Raw genomic sequence first — 19752 nt, 5'->3', positions numbered from 1 at the left:
TATATGAAAAAACTTCTTATCCTGCTGTTGTCATTTGGATACTTCAGCATTTTTTCACAGTCAAAAGTCTTAGTCAGAAATTCAGGAGATCAGTCACCTGTTTCTAATGCAGTAGTTTCCTGTAACAACAGGATAATAGGCAGAACAGATGCATCAGGGATGTCTGTCTTTACCACGAAATGTAAAAAAGTAGAAATTTCTGCAAACGGATTCCAGAATGATGATATCGTAGTTGATAAAGTGATGGAAGTCTTTTTAGTCAAGACAGATCCCAACGTTAAAAATATTCAGACCATTGTTTTGGAAAACAAAAGTGATCCCAGAGCATTGGAAATTCTCAGGAAAGTCAATGAAAATTATCAGCAGAATTCTCCGAAGAGCTTAGATTCTTACTCATTCAATTCTTATGAGAAAATTTCTCTGGATTTTGACGAAGACAGTATTAATGCTTATAATGCCTATATTACCAACCGTATCGATTCGCTTAAGAAGCTGCCGCAACGTTCCATGAAAGCAGCAGAGAAGAAAGACTCTCTGGAATCTGTCAATCTGATGAAGCTGGTTGGGGGAAGTAAAATGTTTTTATGGGAAAGAGCCTCTCAAAATATGTATTCAAAAAAGTATGGGGAGAAAATCAATATTTTAGATAACAAAGTGGCAGGTCTGAAAGATCCTATCTATGAGCTGATGGCTTTTCGCTCCAACAGAAACCAGATCCCAAAGGAAGTTCGTGAGGAAAACAGGAATCTTTACCGTTTCTTTTTAACAGATTCTATCGAAATAGAAGGACGGGAGAATTATGTCATCCGCTTCCGTCAGGTTGATGACAGACAGTCTGCAAAACAAAGAAAATTCAATGGTTACCTCTATGTGGATAAAGCAACCTATGCGCTGAAAAAAATAGAAAGCAACAGTAAAATTAAAAGCGAAGGAAGTATTACAAGTATTTGGAAACCTGTTGAAAACAAATGGTTCCTTGTCAAAGAAAACTATAAAATGAAAATGGGTTCTGCCTCTTTTGATAATGATGATGCCAAGGATAAAAATAAAACCAAAGAAGAAAAAGAATCCGCTAAAACGCATATCAAAAAGTTTGGCAGTTATGCTTTTGTCACTGCTGATTATTTTGATTTCAAAACCTCTATTGAAGAAATACCTGAAGATTTTAAAGGCTATACGATGAGCGTGAAAAATTCAGACGGAAACAGCATTGATCAGTACCGTACCGAAAATCTGACCGGCCGGGAAGCAGCTACTTATACCAAAATCGACAGTTTAAGCGCCAAATATAAACTCAACCAAAAGGCAAAAGCATTAACCGGTTTGCTCAAAGGAAAGGTAAGACTGGGAATGCTGGATTTTGACCTGGCTCGGGTAATCGGTTACAATAAATATGAGCACATCCGTTTGGGTGCCGGCGCTAAACTGAATGAAAAGTTCAATAAGTTTATTTCTCCGGATGCTTATTTTGCGTATGGTATTTATGATCAGGATTTTAAATACGGAGTAGGCGTAGATGTACGGACTACATTGCAGAAAAATTCATTTTTCAGGGCTGAATATTTTGATGATGTGATGGCAGCTGGCCGCTTTTCAGAAAATTTATGGAATTTCAGAATGAAAATAATGAACTCCGGAGTTGCTCTGAATAATAACATGTTTTTTGGATATAAAGGTTTTAAAGTGAGTTATGAAAATGACCTCACCAATGCACTAACGATCAATATTGCTGGTAAAAGAACTCAGGAAGAATCGAAATTTAATTATAATTTTAAAGAATTGGGAAGCCGCTTCGATATTGCATCATCAACTATCACATTAAAATATTCCCCTAATTCTAAAAATATAATGACACCTACCGGGAAATATACCTATGAGCAGAATCTTCCGGAACTCTATCTGAATTATGAACAGGCATATAAGGCGTTGGGAGGTGATGTGCAGTTCAGTAGATTCGACGCGCTATTTGTTCAAAATTTTAAGACTAAGCTTGGTTTAACCGGAGTGAGGCTGTATGGAGGTTTGGTTACCGGTGATGCGCCCATCTGGAAGAATTTCACGCTGAACGGGCTGGGTAATGGAAATGGCGGATTGAATTTCAACCTTACCTCTTATCTGGGATTTGCCACCATGGAAGGCGGAAAATATTATAATGACAAGTTTGTAGGTGCGTATCTGACACACAGACTGCCGTGGTATTTTAAAAGCTTTGGGAAGAATGTGTCAAGTTTTGACGTGATCTACAGGGGAACCATCGGTGATATGAAAAATCAGGAATTTCACCAGTTTGAATTTAAAAAATTAGATCATTTGTACAATGAACTGGGACTGGAGTGGAATAATTTCTTATCCTCTCAATTTAATTTAGGTTTTTTCTACAGGGTAGGGTATTACAATACTCCAAAATTTAAAGATAATTTCGCCATTCAGTTTAAGCTTAAACTTCTGGGATTCTAGAATTCATCCGGAATGCAGTTGCTGTAAAAGACGTTGCTGGGAGACTTTACCGTTTCTAATTTTTCCTTATTAAAAATTTAAAAATTAGATCATTTAAGAATGTAATATATTAAAAAGGAGTGTTTTTGATTAATTTTATATATTTGTGATAAGAGATCACCGTTAATAGAATAATAATATTGTTATCATTTAGACAGACTGAGAGTTCATCTGTCAAACTGAAAAAATAAAGCAATGCTATCATCGTTACGGTATACACCAAAAACTTTTTTAAAAAAATATTATGAAAAAAAAACTATTATTTTGCATGTCTTTACTGGCAGCCACATTGGCATACGCCCAAAATGATGATTGTTCAGCAGCAACATCCTTAGTTGTAGGTGCAAATTTTACAGCGGGTGCCATTACTTCCAATAATACAGGTGCTACTACTGATGGTTCTGTCCCATCTTGTAATTCAGACGCAGTGGAAAATACCTGGTTTAGCGTAGTTGTCCCGGCAAGTGGAAACCTTAAGATAGAAACCAAGGAAGCTTCCGGGTCTTTATTTGATGATTCAGTACTTACGGTGTACACTGGAACCTGCGGATCCTTAACTGAGATTGACTGTAATGATGACGGAGGAGACGGTTATTTTTCACTCCTTTCACTGACGGGACAGACCCCTGGAACAACACTTTACGTAAGTGTATGGAAATACAGTGACGGTACAGATAACGGAGAGTTTCAGATCTCAGCGTATGATCCTATCCCGCCGTCAAATGATAATTGTTCTGGGGCTACACCATTAACGGTAGGAACAGATTTCGCTTCAGGAACCATCATTTCCGATAATTCCGGAGCTACAACTGTAGGGGCAGTACCTTCATGTAATTCTGATGCTGCTGAAAATATTTGGTTTAGTGTAGTGGTTCCACAGAGTGGCAACATTACAATAGAAACCAAAGAAGCTTCCGGGTCCTCATTTGGAGACTCAACCATTTCTGTCTATAGCGGAACCTGTGGTTCTTTAACAGAGGTTGGCTGTAATGATGATGGCGGCGATGGCCTTTTTTCTCTGATTTCATTAACCGGACAGACTCCCGGAGCTACATTGTATATCAGTGTATGGAAATATGATTCGAGTGAAAGTAGTGGAGAATTCCAGATGTCAGCATACGACAGCACATCACTGTCTACCCAGGAAGTAGCGGAAAACTCAAAAAAGATCACCGTATCACCCAATCCGTTCAGTGATCTGCTTACGATCTCTGATATATCTAAAGTAAAATCTGTGAGTGTTACCGATACTTTAGGAAGATGGGTTAAAACTATTGAGAAACCATCCGCATCTATTCATCTGGGCGATTTAAAAGAAGGAATTTATTTTATCACCTTAAAAATGAATGATGGCAGTTCCAAAACTTTGAAAACGATAAAAAAATAATTCATTTTTTAGTATTAACAACAGGGAAAGCTGCCATTGGCAGCCTTTCTTGTTTACATCTCTAAACAACCGCCAAACCCAATTTTGTTACTTTTAAAATAAATATTATTACAATGGACAATAACAGTACTGTCAATTTTCCCAATCAAAGAAAGCGCAATGCTTTATTACGTTTCCTGCACCTGTATGTCATTTCTTATGTGTATCTTTTTATCTTCACGTCACAGTTTTCGCCTTTACAGGGAATATACAAAAACGGCGTGTTGTGGCTGTGTAAAAATGTTTTTCAGCAGCAGGTGGAGCTTATTAAGATGACCGGCAGCGGGGATACGACATTAGATTATTGGGTAGTGGCTGTCAATATTGGCCTAGCCGCAGTGGTTGGAGTTGTTGTACTTCTAACAGATAAAAAACAGCGTACATTTAAAGATCTTCATTGGTTTACGGTAGTGGTAGTGCGTTATTATGTAGCTATGATCATGCTTTCGTATGGTTTTGCAAAACTGCACAACGGGCAGTTTCCCGCTAATTCAATCGGAAGGCTCGAAGAAAAAGTGGGCGATATGTCGCCCATGGGTATGGTATGGACCATGATGGGATCTTCCACAGGATATACATTTGTTTCCGGACTGCTGGAAGCGATGGGTGGATTTTTGCTTCTTTTCAGGCGAACCAAAACTTTTGGTGCACTTTTTTCCATGACAGTGATGATCAATGTGGCCCTGCTTAATTTTTTCTATGATGTGCCGGTAAAAATATTTTCCAGCCATATTGTTTTGTTTTGTGTATTTATGGTAAGCGGTGATGCCATTGCGTTGTATCGCTTTTTTATTCTGCATCAGCCATCGCAGTTACGCTTTCAAAAACGGACATCCGACAAAAGATGGAAACGTATTGCCCTTATTAGCGTAAAGTGCCTCGTAATAGCTTTCTTTATATTCAGTTCTTCGTCAATGCTGTTTTATACACCTCCAGCTGTACCTATGGAGGGTGCATACAGTGTTGAAAAATTGATAATAAACAATCAGAGAGTACCGCTCTGTAGCAACGATTCTGTTGGCTGGAAAAAAATACTAATCAGTCACGCTGGCAAGACCAGTATAATTCTTAATAATGACAGTACTAGGGCGTTTCATGGTCTTGTAGATACAGGAAAAAAAACGCTTACCCTTCGTAAAACGGAACGGGATAACATATATGCCTTTCTGCATTACGATGTTCAGAAGGACAGCATCATTTTTGCTGGAAATATTGGCAGAGACTCTGTAAAGATGAAAACAATAAGAAAGAAAAAGGAAGATTATAAGCTAAACAGTCGTGGTTTTCACTGGGTCAATGAATATCCGTTTAACAGGTAAGTGATGCATGTGAAAATGCGTTGTTGGCATAAACAAAAGTTGTAAATTTTAATACATTTTAAATTATGCAAAAGAATAAATTACTGCGAATGGACAATGTAGGTATTGTCGTAGAATCACTGGATGAAGCCATTGCTTTTTTCGAAGAAATCGGACTGAAACTGGAAGGGCGCGCAACCATTGAGGGAGAATGGGCAGGCCGGGTTACCGGACTGGGATCACAAAATGTAGAGATTGCTATGATGGTCACTCCGGACGGACACAGCAGACTGGAGATTTCTAAATTTATACATCCACTCACGGTTTCAGATCATCGGACTGCTCCTGTGAATTCGCTTGGCTATCTTCGGGTGATGTTTACGGTGGAGGATATTGATGAACTGGTATCCAGACTTCTGAAACACGGCGCGACGTTAGTGGGCGAGTTGGTTCAGTATGAAAATTCTTACCGCTTATGCTATATTAGGGCAAAGGACGGACTGCTGATTGGTTTGGCCGAACAATTAATGGCAGATCGCAGCTCAAGTGATTAATCCACATTAATATTAATAGAAAATGACTCTTCGACCTTGGAGTCTGCTCATAAAAAAAGAAAGAAGATTAATCGTTAATCTTCTTTCTCACTTTTTTAGAATCATATATTAGATATTGATTGTAATTCCAACTTTTCAAAATTACCGGTAAAGACTACCTCTTTAATTGGGCCATCCAGTTCTTCATACACTTCCGTATCGAAGACTCTGCTTGATGTGATATAGATATGATCAAAATCTACATGCCCGCTCGGGTCGTTCGGAGATGATGATTTTTTAGCTGAACCACCGCCGCCAAAAGATTTTTTAGTGGTTACCGTTGTGGTTGTTTTTCCATCAGGTCCGGTTGTCACGGTTGTTGTTTTCTCATAATCAATGGCAGAAATGACAGCTGTTGCTACAGACGCTACCAGGCTTAAAACCAATCCGATCCAGTTTGTATGTTGTGAGTTGGGTTGGTTGATTACCGTATATTGATGAACTTCCTGCCCATTCTTGAAGAACTGGACTAAAATCTCTTTGCCTTCCAGCAAACTGTTGACTGCCAAAACAGAATAGTCTTTTCCGGGTTCATAGTGATAAGCCCATTGAGCTACTGTTTTTACACGCTTATATTTGTCAAGAATATTCATGGAAGCTCCAAATACAAGCCCTGCGTTAATATTAACCGGCTGTAATGAAAGTTCAAATTTATTTTCCCCGTTGGTATCGATGGTCACCCCGTCGGTACTTTTCGATAATTCTGTGACCAGGATTTCTCCTGAATCTTTTTTAGAAATCTTAGCATTTCCTTTTGGATATACTTTGTTTGCGTTGAGTTCGATGTAGTTTGACATAACTTAAAAATTTAGCAAGTTTTAATTGATATGGATTGAAGGCTCTTTTTAATAGAGTATTCTTCATTTCAGTCTTATTTTTTAAGGTGGTCTCTGACTAAAAGATGTCCACCCATATTTCTAATGTTCCTTTCCATCTTGATTAATTTTATTAAACAAATATCTATCGGGGTAACGACAGAACTTGACGTGTAATAAAATTTTTGCAATAGAAAATTAAACGCCTTGAAACTATAGTCGTTATCTGTTTTAAAATTATTTAGTATATAAATATTTTATTTTATTATAAATTGGTATATTTGTATACTATTATAATGATTATAATGAACTATCGCATCATAAAAAATATACTGACGTTACCGGAAGAATCTATGAAGATCCTATATAACCAATACTCATTTAAAAAAAACTGGAGATGAAAAAGAAAATTGCAGTTATAGGATCGGGTTTCTCAGGACTTTCAGCAGCGGCTTATGCTTCGAAAGACGGGCATGAAGTTCATGTTTTCGAAAAAAACAGCAGCGTGGGCGGAAGGGCAAGAGCGTTCAAAACCGAAAGCGGGTATACGTTTGATATGGGACCTAGCTGGTATTGGATGCCGGATATTATAGAGGCATTCTTTTTGGATTTTGGGAAAAAAGCATCCGATTTTTACGACTTGGTCGCTTTAGATCCGCAATTTGAAATGGTTTTTTCCGATGGAATTATGAAAATTCCCAGTGATTTTGAGGAAATGAAAACCCTGTTTGAAAGTTTAGAATCAGGTGCGGGCAAAAAGCTGGATGAATTCATGAATGATGCACAGTACAAATATGAAGTGGGAATGAAAGATTTTGTCAATAAGCCTTGCCATTCGTGGCTGGAATTTGTTTCTCCTACCATAGCTAAAAGTGCGTTGAACTTAGATCTTTTTACCAATTTTAAGCGCTTCGTCAGAAAATATTTTAAAAACCCTAAGCTGATTACTTTAATGGAGTTTCCGGTTATTTTTCTCGGAGCAGCTCCAAAAGATATTCCGGCATTATACAGTCTGATGAATTACGGAGGATACAAGTTGGGAACCTGGTATCCTATGGGAGGTTTTTCAAAACTGACCGAAGCCATGATGAAGATCGCCGTAGAGCAGGGAGCGGGTTTTCATTTTAATTCAAATGTTGAAAAAATTACGGTTGAAAATGGCCATGCTGATGGCTTGATAGTCAATGGAAAAAGCATAAAATTTGATATGGTCATTGCTTCTTCAGACTATCAGCATACAGAAAGTGACCTTCTTCCTGAGCAATACAGAAATTATAAATCGTCCTATTGGGAGAAGAAAACATTGGCTCCGTCATGTCTTATTTTTTATTTGGGGATTAAAGGAAAAGTGCCAAATCTGAGACATCACACCCTTTTCTTTGAGAACGATTTGCAGCTTCATACCCATGAAATTTATGAAGATAAAAAATGGCCTACAAAGCCTTTATTTTATGTGTGCTGTCCATCTCAGACGGATAAGGCTGCCGCTCCGGAAAACTGTGAAAATATATTTTTGCTAATGCCCGTTGCTCCCGGAATAGAAGATGATGAGGAAATGAGGGAAAAGTATTTTAACGAAATGATGGGAAGACTCGAAAAACATACCGGAACTTCTGGTCTTATTTCAAAAATTGAATATAAAAGAAGTTATTGCATTAACGATTTTAAAGAAGATTATAATGCCTTTAAAGGAAACGCGTATGGTCTTGCCAATACATTATCACAAACCGCTGTCTTAAAACCATCCATCCGGAATAAAAAAATAAAAAATCTCCTGTATACAGGACAGCTTACTGTTCCTGGTCCGGGAGTTCCTCCTTCTATTATTTCAGGTAAAATAGCAGCTAACGAAGCCAGTAAAATAAATTAATTATGAAAAAATTGTTTGACGACCTTTCGTACAAAGTAAGCCGAGAAACAACGAAGCAATACAGTACAAGTTTTTCTCTGGGAATAATGGCGCTTTCCCCGAAAATAAGAAATCCCATATATGCTGTGTACGGGTATGTCCGTCTGGCCGATGAAATCGTGGACAGCTTTCATGATTATGATAAGCATAAACTTCTGTTAAGGTACAAAGCCGAGACTTTTGAGGCATTGGAAGAAAAAATCTCCCTGAATCCGATTTTGCAGTCGTTTCAGGAAACGGTACACCGATATAATATTGACTATAGTCTTATCCATCAGTTTCTGAAAAGTATGGAAATGGATCTTCAGAAAATAGATTATAATTCAGATTTATATAAAGAATATATCGTAGGATCTGCTGAAGTAGTGGGACTGATGTGTCTTCATATTTTTACGGAAGGAAACTCCAGAGAATTTGAACGGCTGAAACCGTATGCCATGATACTGGGATCTGCATTCCAGAAAGTCAATTTTCTCCGGGATATGAAAGATGATTATCAGATTTTAGGACGCTGCTACTTCCCGAATGTTGATATTTCATATTTTGACAATACCGTAAAGGCCCATATTGAAAAAGAGATTGAAGAAGAATTTAAAATGGCTTTGGAAGGAATCAAAAAACTGCCGGGCTCTGCCAGATTCGGGGTTTATTTGGCTTACCGGTATTACATCTCGCTTTTCCGGAAAATTAAACGAACTTCTGCCGTTAATATGATTAACCAGAGAATAAGAATATCCAACGGTAAAAAATTATCTTTAATGATGAGCAGCTATCTGCAGTATAAAGTGTCGCTTCTTTAAACTCACTTACATTTAAATCATATAGAAAATGATACATAAAATTTACAGGGAACAGCAACTCAATTGTGATATAGAAACAGCATGGAAGTTTTTTTCTTCCGCCCATAATCTTTCTGAAATTACTCCGAAGGATATGAACTTTATAGTGCTTACGAAAATGGAGGATGATGAAATTTTTGAAGGGATGATTATTGATTATTATGTTTCTCCTGTACTGGGAATAAAGATGAAATGGAAGACGGAAATTACTCAGGTTGATTTTCAAAAAAGTTTTACGGATTTTCAGAAAAAAGGACCTTATACATTATGGAATCACCACCATGAATTTATAGTCAATGAAAAAGGAGTGTTGATGAAAGATACGGTACATTATGAACTTCCTTTAGGGTTTTTGGGCGAAATTGCCCACAAAATCTTTGTCAGAAAAAAGCTTGAACATGTCTTCAGCTATAGGTACACCGTTTTAGAAGAACGTTTCAATAAAAAAATAAAGTAATGAATCTCCTGATTGTAGTAAGTACATTTTTGATCATGGAAGGGATGACCTGGCTCATCCATAAATATATCATGCATGGATTTCTCTGGATGCTTCATAAAGACCATCATGATCACAGCAATGAAGGAAGTATGGAGAAAAACGATTATTTCTTTCTCATTTTTGCCTTACCTACAATACTTTTAATGTATTACGGGACAACACAGCATTTTAATGTGTGGTTTTATATAGCGGTTGGAATAGCATTATACGGAATGGCTTATTTTTTTGTCCACGACATCTTTATACATCAAAGACTTAAAATCCTTCGCAATACAGAGAATCCATATTTGCTGGCTATAAGACGTGCCCATAAACAGCATCATAAACATACCGGAAAAGAAAAAGGAGAGTGTTTTGGGTTTCTTTGGGTGCCCATCAAATATTTTAAAATGTATTTCAATAAATCTAAAGTCTGACCATGTTGCACTACACCTATCTTTTGATTAATTTTTTTACGGTAATCATCTGTTTTGTTTTTTCATTTCATCCTAAAATAAAATTCAACAGACATTTTCCTGCTTTTTTCAAGGCAGCGTTCATAGTGGCTCTGGTCTTTATTTTTTGGGATATATGGTTTACCAGCAGAGGAGTTTGGTGGTTCAATGATGCCTATCTTTTGGGTATCAGAATCGGTGGCCTTCCAATTGAGGAAATACTGTTTTTTTTCTGTATTCCGTTTTCATGTATGTTCACCTATTTCTGCCTTGACAAATTTTTCCGCCTGGATTGGAAACTGCTTCCTGAGAAAATATTTGTGATCATTTCCATCATTTCTGCATTGGGAATGGCTGTTTATTTTCATGATAAAATCTATACGTTGATTACTTTTTTATCCACAGCCATCAGTATGTTCACCCTGTATTTTGTGCTGAAAGCAAGATGGATAGGGAAAGCATCTCTGATTTATCTTTTACTGATGCCGGGATTCCTCATCGTAAACGGCATACTTACCGGAACCGGTCTGGAATCTCCTGTGGTGAACTACAATCCTGAGAATTTTATAGGGATAAGAATGCTTACCATTCCGGTTGAAGATACGGTATATGGGTATGAAATGATTTTATGGAATATCTATCTGTTTCAAAAATTTAAAAGAAATGAGCCCAATGAATAACCTTTTAGGTGAAAATTTTACTGTGTGATGTGATCAGTGTGAATCTCTCAGGTTTCATGTCAAATTGGGCTTGCTTTTAGGGCAGGCAGACGATCATCTGACAAATAAATCAAATCTTATTTAGTTTATTTGTATTTTAATATTTCAATAAGTGATATATTTGTATCCTATTTAACAACAGCAATGAACTATCCCATCATAAAAGACGTACTCACTCTACTCGAGGAATTTGAAATTGAAAACATTTCAGGATCTTATCCTTCAGATATTGAAGGGTTTAAAACTTGGATATCCGCAAAAAATACACCTCCGGAAATCAACGAACCTTATTGGGAAGGGAAGGAAAACGGAAGAACGCCCGAAAGTGCCATAAGCACTTTGCTGGTACACCTCAACAGGTATGCAAAAACCTATTCCAAATCTGCTATTTCAGACTCTCATTTTGCGACACAGGAAGATTTTATTTATCTGATCAATTTAAAAGCATTTGGTCAAATGACCAAAATGGAACTTATTAAAAAGAATATTCAGGATAAACCCGTAGGAATGCTGATTATCGCAAGATTATTGAAACACGGGTGGATAGAGCAGGCAGATTCCGATATAGATAAAAGGAATAAAGTGATCACCATTACTCCGGCCGGGCTTGAAGCTTTGGATCAGCAGATGGATAAAATCCGGAACGCTACGGATATTGTGGCAGGAAACCTGACTTATCAGGATAAAATGGAACTTATCAGGATTCTTAATAAGCTGGACCGTTTTCATTATCCTATTTTCTGCAGGAATATCGACACTAAAGACCTGATAAGAACGGTATTTGACGAATATTCATTTGAGAAAAACTGATCACAGCTTTCAAAAATTGAGAAGATGGACAAAATTAATATTTTCTGGTTCAGAAGGGATTTAAGGCTGGAAGACAATGCAGGTCTGTATCATGCTCTTAATTCCGGATTGAAAGTCATTCCTGTTTTTATATTGGATACCGACATTCTGAATCATCTTGAAGACAGGGAAGACAAAAGAGTAGACTATATTCACCAGGCTTTAGATGCAATTAATCAAGAACTGAAAAATCATAACAGCGGATTGAAAACCTATCATGGGAAACCATTGGATATTTTCAAAAATCTGATGAATGAATTTGAAATTGATACCGTCTTCTGCAACAGGGATTATGAGCCGCAAGCCATAAAAAGAGATGATGAGGTAGCCGGTTTTCTTGAAAAAAACGGAATCAAGTTTTCAGATTTCAAAGATCAGGTGATATTTGAAAAACAGGATATCCTTAAAAATGATCAGTCTCCTTATACAGTCTTTACGCCGTATTCAAAAAAATGGAAGGAAAACTTAGAAGAAATTGAATTTTATAATACAGATTTCAGTCAGTTTGCCATATTAAAAGGAGATGTAGAGATTCTGACCCTTGAAGACATCGGTTTTAAAAAGACAGAAATAGAATTCACAAAACCCGCAATTGAGAAGAAAATTGTAGCCTCTTATCACCAATACAGAGATTTTCCGGCGATGGATCATACTACGCACCTTGGAATTGCCCTTCGTTTCGGGACCATTTCAGTACGAAAGTGTGTGAAATTTGCTCTTGAACATAACGAAACCTGGCTTAATGAGCTGATCTGGAGAGAATTTTTCATGCAGATCCTGTTTCATTTTCCTTACGTTGTGAACCATTGTTTCAAGAAAAAATACGAAGATATTCCCTGGAGAAATAATGAAGAGGAATTCAAGTCCTGGTGCGAGGGTAAAACAGGCTATCCCATTGTAGATGCAGGAATGCGGGAACTCAACGAAACCGGTTTTATGCACAACAGGGTAAGAATGATCACAGCAAGTTTCCTCACCAAACATCTTCTGATCGACTGGAGGTGGGGAGAAGCGTACTTTGCCACAAAACTGCTGGATTATGACCTTTCCGCCAATAACGGAAACTGGCAGTGGGCGGCAGGTTGTGGTTGCGATGCAGCACCTTATTTCAGAATATTTAATCCCGAAGAACAGACTAAAAAGTTTGATAAAGATTTGAAATACATCAGAAAATGGCTTCCGCAATCTTATGTTCAAAAACCGATGGTCGAGCACAAATTTGCCAGAGAAAGAGCATTGGAAACGTATAAGAAAGCATTGAATTAGGTCTTTGACCAACGATTAGAAAAAGAGTATAACCAAAATATAGAACATTGGCTAAAAAAGGAATTTTATTGGTAAATCTTGGGTCGCCAAGATCCACAGCGGTAAAGGATGTAAGGGAATATCTCGATGAATTCCTGATGGATGAAAGAGTAATAGACTATCGGTGGATTTTCCGTGCTCTGCTTGTTCAGGGGATTATTTTAAATACCAGACCTGCAAAATCTGCAGAAGCGTATAAAACAGTTTGGACGGATAAAGGTTCCCCACTCATTGTGATCACTGAAAAAGTGCAGGAAAAACTTCAGAAAATCGTTGATGTACCGGTAGAAATAGGAATGCGGTATGCGCAGCCCAGTATTGAATCCGGCATTCAGAAATTGGTGGATCAGGGTGTTTCTGAAATTGTACTTTTCCCATTGTATCCGCAATATGCGATGAGTACCACGGAATCTGTGATAGAAAAAGCGGAAGAAGTACGAAAGAAGAAATTTCCGGGTATAAAAATCAACTATATTCAGCCGTTTTACAACAGAGACATCTATATCAATTGTCTGGCAGAAAGTATTAAAGAAAAGCTTCCTGAAAATTTTGATGCATTGCAGTTTTCCTACCATGGTGTTCCCGAAAGACATATTTTCAAAACAGATCCTACCAAAACATGCAATCTCAATGACTGCTGCTCAAGAGAGACCAATCCAAGCCATCAGTTCTGTTACCGCCACCAATGCTTTGATACTACCAAAAAAGTAATCGAGAAGCTAGGCCTGCCAAGAGAAAAGACCATCGTTTCTTTCCAGTCGAGGTTGGGCAAGGATAAATGGATGGAACCGTATACAGACGAAACTTTAGAAACCATTCCCGCAAAAGGAGTAAAAAACCTGGCGATCGTTTGCCCTGCCTTTGTTTCGGATTGTCTTGAAACGCTGGAAGAAATTTCAGTAGAAGGAAAAGAGCAGTTCCAGCATGCGGGAGGAGAGCAGTTCCATTATATTCCCTGCCTGAATGATGAAGACCGGTGGATAGAAGTAGTAAAAGAACTTTGTGAAGAAAAACTTCAGGAGTTTTATTTGGTTTAAATACACTGATACCTTGATACCTGTTTTTAAAATTTTAAATCCTGTAATGAACATTGCAGGATTTTATTTGTTGTGGCTCTGTCTTGTCAATACAGCGAAAGAAGCTACAGATCCGGAATGTATCACCTCCTTTACTTTTTGTTCATGAGATAAATCAACAATCTTGCAATGAAATTTCCACAATTTCATACATATTATCTTTTCAAATGGTCAAAACGATTGACATATTGTAATCATTCTTTCCTTGCCGTCTTTTGATTTTATTTTAGCATCATTTAGATTTTGTTTTGAACCATTCATGACCAGAGGGCTTATCACTGCATTTTTGTCCCTTATTGATACAATATGATAAATTTCACGTAAAACTGCTCTTTTTCGTAGGTCTCCGATGGGTGGAAAAGACTATATTCGAGCAAAATTTTAACAAAAAATAAATAACTAATAATCCATGCGAAAACTCTACACAGGTGCATTATTCCTATGCACTGCCTTGTGCGTTTCTGGTCAGGAAGTTATCTGGCAAAAAGATATCAAATCCTCTACACAGGATTTTTTGAGCCAGGTGATCACAACGATCGATCAGCAGTATCTTATTACAGGCAGCAGTATTCAGACAAAAAATCAGCAGGCAACTACCAACAAAAAACCCAACAACGGCTATGATTTTCATTTAATCAAACTGAATCAACAGGGGGAACAGATCTGGGAAAAATATTTTTCCGGGCAGGACCACGACTATCTTTCCACTTCTGTAGCGACACAGGAAGGAGGATTTCTTTTAGCAGGAACCTCTTATTCCGGCAAAGGACAGGATAAAAAAGATGATTCCAAAGGAGGTTCAGATATTTGGCTGATCAGAATCAACGAATCAGGAGATGAATTATGGCAAAAGACTATAGGTTCAAGTTCAGATGAAGAAGCCAGATCAGTTATTCAGACGACTGATTTTGGATTTTTTGTTGCAGGAAACAGACAAAGTCTTCCTTCTGCCAATTCTTCTCAGGGAGCAGGTGGATATGGTTCCAAAGATGTAGTGGTCACCAGGCTGGATAAAAATGGAAAGGTACTTTCAGAAATCCTCTTAGGGGGGAAAGGACTGGATGAAGTAGAAAAGATGATCCCTACAAAAGACGGTGGAGCACTGTTGGGAATGTATTCGAGAAGTTCCGAGATGCGGGGTTTAGGTTCCTCAGATAAGCCGTCTCCGGCAACCTCGTATCCTGTATCCCGAATCGCTAAGTCTACTGATAATTTCGGTGAGGGCGACTATTGGATCGTTAAGCTGGATAAAACCGGGAAAGTAGAATGGGAAAAAAACTATGGCGGGAAAGCCGATGATCATGTAAGAACGTTAGTATTAACATCAACGGGATATTTAATTGGCGGTGAATCCAGATCTGAGCGGTCAGGGAATAAAACCGTCGGAATTGAAGAAGGAACGGATCTTTGGTTGATCTCATTAAATGAAAGAGGCGAAGAAATCTGGCAAAAATCCTACAATTTTAAAAACAGAGATATTTTAATGGGCATAAGTGTGCTGCATGATGCAGATGATAAAGGTTCAAAAGGAATTCTGCTTGGCGGCTATACCCAGGCAGAAGGAAAAATAGAAAAAGATGATGAGACATTCTGGATGCTGTATCTGAATATGGACGGAAATGAGCAGTGGAGAAAACATGTGAAAGGGGAATCCAGAAAAAAAGAGGAAAGACTTTCTGATCTGAAACTGAATAAAGATGGCTCAATAATTTTAGCGGGAACCAGTGCAGAGGAACTGGGTAAAGAAAACTGGAAGATTGTGAAACTTGGAGATAAACAATTAGATAAGCTGATTGAAAAACAAGACATCAAAATTTATCCTAATCCTGTAGCAGATTATACCTATGTAGAAATAGGCTTTGACTTTAAAGAAGCTGATATTATCCTGTATGACATGGGTGGAAGGCAGCTTCAGACTGTGAAAACTAAAAATAAGGTCACCAAGATCAATACGCATAACCTCATCCAGGGAGCCTATCTCATTACCATTAAAACGGATGACAACAAAACGGCTAACGCCAAACTGATTAAAAAATAACCATGAAGAAAACTACAATAGCCATCATACTACTGGCTTCGTTAAACAATATATTCGGACAGGGAAATCAAAACCAGTATGATCCCAGTGTAAGAAATGTTCCCACGTCTCCTGAAGTAGCCTTATTAGGAAGGTTTGGAGATATTCCTGTAGGACATTATACGGGAACTGCTGAGGTATCTGTCCCATTATATACATTAAAGGTGGATGATATAGAAATACCGCTGGCATTAAGCTACCATACATCAGGGGTTAAGGTTGCAGATGAGGCTACGTGGGTAGGTCTGGGCTGGAATTTTATGCCGGAGGGTACTGTTGTTCAGGAGATCAGAGGAAAAGAAGATTATTGGCTGTCTGGCGGCGATGGTTTTAATAATAATGGAGGCTACACTATTTTTAAAAGCTATTTTCCAACGCTTTACGCGCATAGTCAAATATCAAGACTACAGGTAGGATACAACGGGTATAATGGTGGAGGTATGGTAATCACCAATCCGGCCGTAGACGATTCTCCGTTTATTATCAATGATTTGCAAGAACAGAAGGGGCAGCCGGATATTTTTATCTATAACTTTTATGGATATTCCGGGAAATTTTTCTTCAATCCTGAAAACAACAGTGAAATCCTGTTTATGGAAAGCAATGCGGATGTTAAATTTTCCAAAAACGGACAGGGGTGGATTGCGACCACAAACAAAGGAGATAAATTTTATTTTTATGCCATAGAAAAATCCAAAACTAATCTGACAAGCTATACGGATATAGGCTATACTTTTAAAGTTACTAAAATTGAGTTGGTAAGTGGTAAAGTCATCAACTTCATGTATCAGGACGAAAGCACCAATCAGTTATACCCTTCACAAACAGCGCGTATTACAAGTTTTGACGGTCCGATAAGTGCAAATGTAATTACCAATAACAATTCTACAACGAATGACAAAAAGACATTAATCGGGATTGAAACGGAGGACACCAAAATAGATTTCAATCTGGATAACAGGGAAGATATCCGCCCGCAGCAGCCATCAGTTCCCATTAAAAAACTGGCCTCCATTGATATTAAATCAAAATATCCGAATAAGATAATTAAAAGTTTTGTATTCGGGACTACCTATTTTAATCCTGTAACCATGAATGCAGAAGAAGGCTATAAAAATAAAAGGTTGAAGCTAAATTCAATTCAGGAAGTGAATTACAATGAAGTAGGAACTCCTCTTCAGAATATACCTCCCTATACTTTTGAGTATGACATGGCAAAAACGATGCCCTCTAAGATGTCCAGCTCAGATTTTTACGGATATAATAACGGTTCGAACAGTACGACTCTTCTTCCTGACCTGTCGTTTTTCGATTATCTGAATAAAGTTCCCTACAAGAATTATGGAATGACTGTCAGCTACCCTTATTATGGAACCATGCGATTTACAGACAAGAATTTCGTTACTACCAATATTCTTACAAAAGTAGCCTATCCCACCGGAGCACGTACTGAGTTTGAGTACGAATCCAATACATTTTCCAATCAGTTTATTCCTACACCGGAGCAGGCATGGTCTGCCTTTAAAAATTTCAGTGTAACCCACAGGGGAGCTTCTACCGTACCCGGAGGTTATACTTTTCTTGAAAGCCCTGTTTTTAAGCTCTCAAAGACTCAGATCATAAAATTCAATAATACCATTTATGACGGATTTTCTGGACCCAATTATCCGGAGTCCCATTATGAGCCTTATGGAATGTGGGACAGTAAAATAAAATTTTTCAAAAGAAAAATGGTCAACGGGCAGCCTGTTAATACAATTATTAAGGAATGGTCAATTGATGTGGGAGGGCCTACTTTTGAACAGACGCATCAACGTGTATGGGATGAAGAATTGACAGTGGCTTATGACAGCGATCCTACCACAGAGTATTATGTACGTGTGGAAAACCCTCTGCAATACCGAAGTAGTGACGGATCACATCGTGCTGTAGTATCCGCTCAGGTCAGATATTATGATGATACGGATGTTGACAAATCTATCTCTTATGGAAGTGGTGTGAGAGTGAAATCGATCAAAAATTTTGAAAACAGCACTTTATTATCTCATAAACAGTACAGCTATAAGCTGGGAAAATTAATCTACAAGTTCGAACCATTAAATCTGATTATTGGGGCAACTTATAAAAGCCAGCCTACTGTTCAGACGGGTGGCTGCTATGTGGAATCCGTTTCCATTTTTAACGACCTGTCAGTGAATTCAAGTGATTTTGGGATAAGCGGAAACAAGCCTTTTGGTTACAGCGAGGTTACAGAAAAAGACATCAATATTTTGGACGGAACAGCAAAAGGTTCAACCGTGTACTATTTTACCAATAATGAATTTACGAGTTCACTAATAAAGGGAGTTCCCAAGATTGATATTCCTTCCAACGGGGAAAATACACTGATCGAAAAATATGACCAGAATCAAAATAAAGTCACGTCCAAGATGTTTATCTACGATGATTTACCCAATACCTCCAGTGTTTATCCTTCCTTTAGCATGATAAATTCATCTACTGGGCCATTGGATCCTAATAAAAATTTCTATCCGTATGCTGTCAGCGGGTGTGGCATAACAGGATTGTCTTATACCGGTCATACCTATCAGAATCCACTGCCTACCACTAAATACCGTTTTATCTTTAATCCTTTAATTACAGGTAAAAGGAGATTAAAAGTTACATCTGATACTTCCTATTTTGGAAATAAGACTCTTGTGGAAAAAACAGATCTGAACTACACAGCCTCAGGTGATCTGGATACCAGTATTGTAACAACCAGTGAGGGTAAAGTAATAACGACCAGTTATGATTATGCGTCTGATGTAAATAACACCCGCTTAGTGAATAAGGGGATGACGGGAGTCCCTCTGAATATAGAAGTCAGGTCGGGTGATGCTGGTTCAAGCACACAGGTCAGTCGTGTAGAAACTAAGTTCGATCAGCAGGATAATTTCCTTCCTTCATCGGTTTTAAGCAGTAATCTTTCTGTAGTTAATATGGATACTGAAGTTACTTACGATAAGTATGATGCGAAAGGGAATTTATTGCAGTATACGAAAAAGGATGGTATTCCTGTATCACTTATCTGGGGCTATAACAGTACGAAACTCATTGCAAAGGTAGAAGGTGTCAATTATACTCAGGCTATGGCACTTGCTGGAGTTTCTGATATTATTACCAGGTCTGGTGAAGATGTGAATGGAAGTACAGAAAATATATTTATAGGAGCTTTGGATACTTTCCGTAAAAATAATGCGGGTCTCATTATGACCACCTATACTTATGATCCGTTGATTGGAGTAACAAGTATAACGCCTCCTTCAGGGATCAGAGAGGTTTATATTTATGATCCTGCCAACAGGCTTAAACAGGTGATAGATGTTAACGGAAATATCATGAAAGAATTCAATTATAATTATAAAAACTAACACA

At 37.8% G+C, this 19752-nt stretch carries 15 protein-coding genes; 14 read left to right on the top strand and 1 reads right to left on the bottom strand.

The genetic code is table 11. From position 1 onward, the window contains the following. The first annotated feature begins 3 nt into the window (after positions 1-3). The 4 genes from IW22_RS21900 to IW22_RS21885 all read left to right on the top strand — a co-directional run bounded on the left by IW22_RS21900 (position 4) and on the right by IW22_RS21885 (position 5774). The gene (locus IW22_RS21900) at positions 4-2457 is read left to right on the top strand and encodes a hypothetical protein (protein ID WP_034731299.1); all 2454 of its coding nucleotides are present in this window, start codon (positions 4-6) and stop codon (positions 2455-2457) included. A gap of 283 nt (positions 2458-2740) precedes the next feature. Then, the gene (locus IW22_RS21895) at positions 2741-3883 is read left to right on the top strand and encodes a T9SS type A sorting domain-containing protein (RefSeq protein WP_081874005.1); all 1143 of its coding nucleotides are present in this window, start codon (positions 2741-2743) and stop codon (positions 3881-3883) included. 113 nt (positions 3884-3996) lie between these two features. Then, positions 3997-5241, top strand: coding sequence for a hypothetical protein (locus IW22_RS21890; protein WP_034731295.1), 1245 nt, complete (start codon positions 3997-3999; stop codon positions 5239-5241). 65 nt (positions 5242-5306) lie between these two features. Then, a complete protein-coding gene (locus IW22_RS21885; protein WP_034731293.1) occupies positions 5307-5774 on the top strand; it encodes a VOC family protein in 468 nt (155 codons plus the stop codon). A 101-nt stretch (positions 5775-5875) separates the two neighbouring features. Here IW22_RS21885 and IW22_RS21880 read toward each other — a convergent pair whose 3' ends face one another. After that, complete coding sequence (locus IW22_RS21880) at positions 5876-6610, bottom strand: hypothetical protein (protein WP_034731291.1); 735 nt, start codon at positions 6608-6610, stop codon at positions 5876-5878. A 415-nt stretch (positions 6611-7025) separates the two neighbouring features. On the opposite strand from IW22_RS21880, the gene IW22_RS21875 reads away from it, so the two are divergent. The 10 genes from IW22_RS21875 to IW22_RS21830 all read left to right on the top strand — a co-directional run bounded on the left by IW22_RS21875 (position 7026) and on the right by IW22_RS21830 (position 19748). Beyond that, complete coding sequence (locus IW22_RS21875; RefSeq protein WP_034731289.1) at positions 7026-8498, top strand: phytoene desaturase family protein; 1473 nt, start codon at positions 7026-7028, stop codon at positions 8496-8498. 2 nt (positions 8499-8500) lie between these two features. Continuing rightward, positions 8501-9337 (top strand): phytoene/squalene synthase family protein, encoded by an 837-nt coding sequence (locus tag IW22_RS21870; RefSeq protein WP_034731288.1) that lies wholly within the window; start codon positions 8501-8503, stop codon positions 9335-9337. A 28-nt stretch (positions 9338-9365) separates the two neighbouring features. Then, on the top strand, positions 9366-9833 hold the full coding sequence (locus tag IW22_RS21865) for an SRPBCC family protein (protein WP_034731287.1): 468 nt from the start codon (positions 9366-9368) through the stop codon (positions 9831-9833). Then, positions 9833-10291, top strand: a complete 459-nt coding sequence (locus IW22_RS21860; RefSeq protein WP_034731286.1) for a sterol desaturase family protein — start codon at positions 9833-9835, stop codon at positions 10289-10291. Before IW22_RS21865 ends, IW22_RS21860 begins: the two co-directional genes overlap by 1 nt. A 2-nt stretch (positions 10292-10293) precedes the next feature. After that, positions 10294-10989: a lycopene cyclase domain-containing protein gene (locus IW22_RS21855; protein WP_034731283.1), complete on the top strand. Its 696-nt coding sequence runs from the start codon at positions 10294-10296 to the stop codon at positions 10987-10989. Positions 10990-11172: 183 nt separating this feature from the next. Further along, on the top strand, positions 11173-11838 hold the full coding sequence (locus IW22_RS21850; protein ID WP_034731281.1) for a MarR family winged helix-turn-helix transcriptional regulator: 666 nt from the start codon (positions 11173-11175) through the stop codon (positions 11836-11838). A gap of 24 nt (positions 11839-11862) precedes the next feature. Beyond that, positions 11863-13143 carry a cryptochrome/photolyase family protein gene (locus IW22_RS21845; RefSeq protein WP_034731279.1) on the top strand — a complete coding sequence of 427 codons (1281 nt, stop codon included), beginning with the start codon at positions 11863-11865 and terminating at the stop codon, positions 13141-13143. 47 nt (positions 13144-13190) lie between these two features. Continuing rightward, positions 13191-14219 carry a ferrochelatase gene (gene hemH, locus IW22_RS21840; protein ID WP_034731277.1) on the top strand — a complete coding sequence of 343 codons (1029 nt, stop codon included), beginning with the start codon at positions 13191-13193 and terminating at the stop codon, positions 14217-14219. A 448-nt stretch (positions 14220-14667) separates the two neighbouring features. Continuing rightward, entirely contained in the window at positions 14668-16296 is a 1629-nt protein-coding gene (locus tag IW22_RS21835; RefSeq protein ID WP_034731275.1) for a T9SS type A sorting domain-containing protein, read from the top strand. A 2-nt stretch (positions 16297-16298) separates the two neighbouring features. Continuing rightward, entirely contained in the window at positions 16299-19748 is a 3450-nt protein-coding gene (locus IW22_RS21830) for a hypothetical protein (protein WP_034731273.1), read from the top strand. Positions 19749-19752 lie beyond the last annotated feature (4 nt).

The organism is Chryseobacterium sp. JM1, from assembly GCF_000737715.1.
Lineage (GTDB): Bacteria > Bacteroidota > Bacteroidia > Flavobacteriales > Weeksellaceae > Chryseobacterium.
Note: the sequence above shows the minus strand (reverse complement) of the source record. Positions and strands in the feature narration are given on the sequence as shown.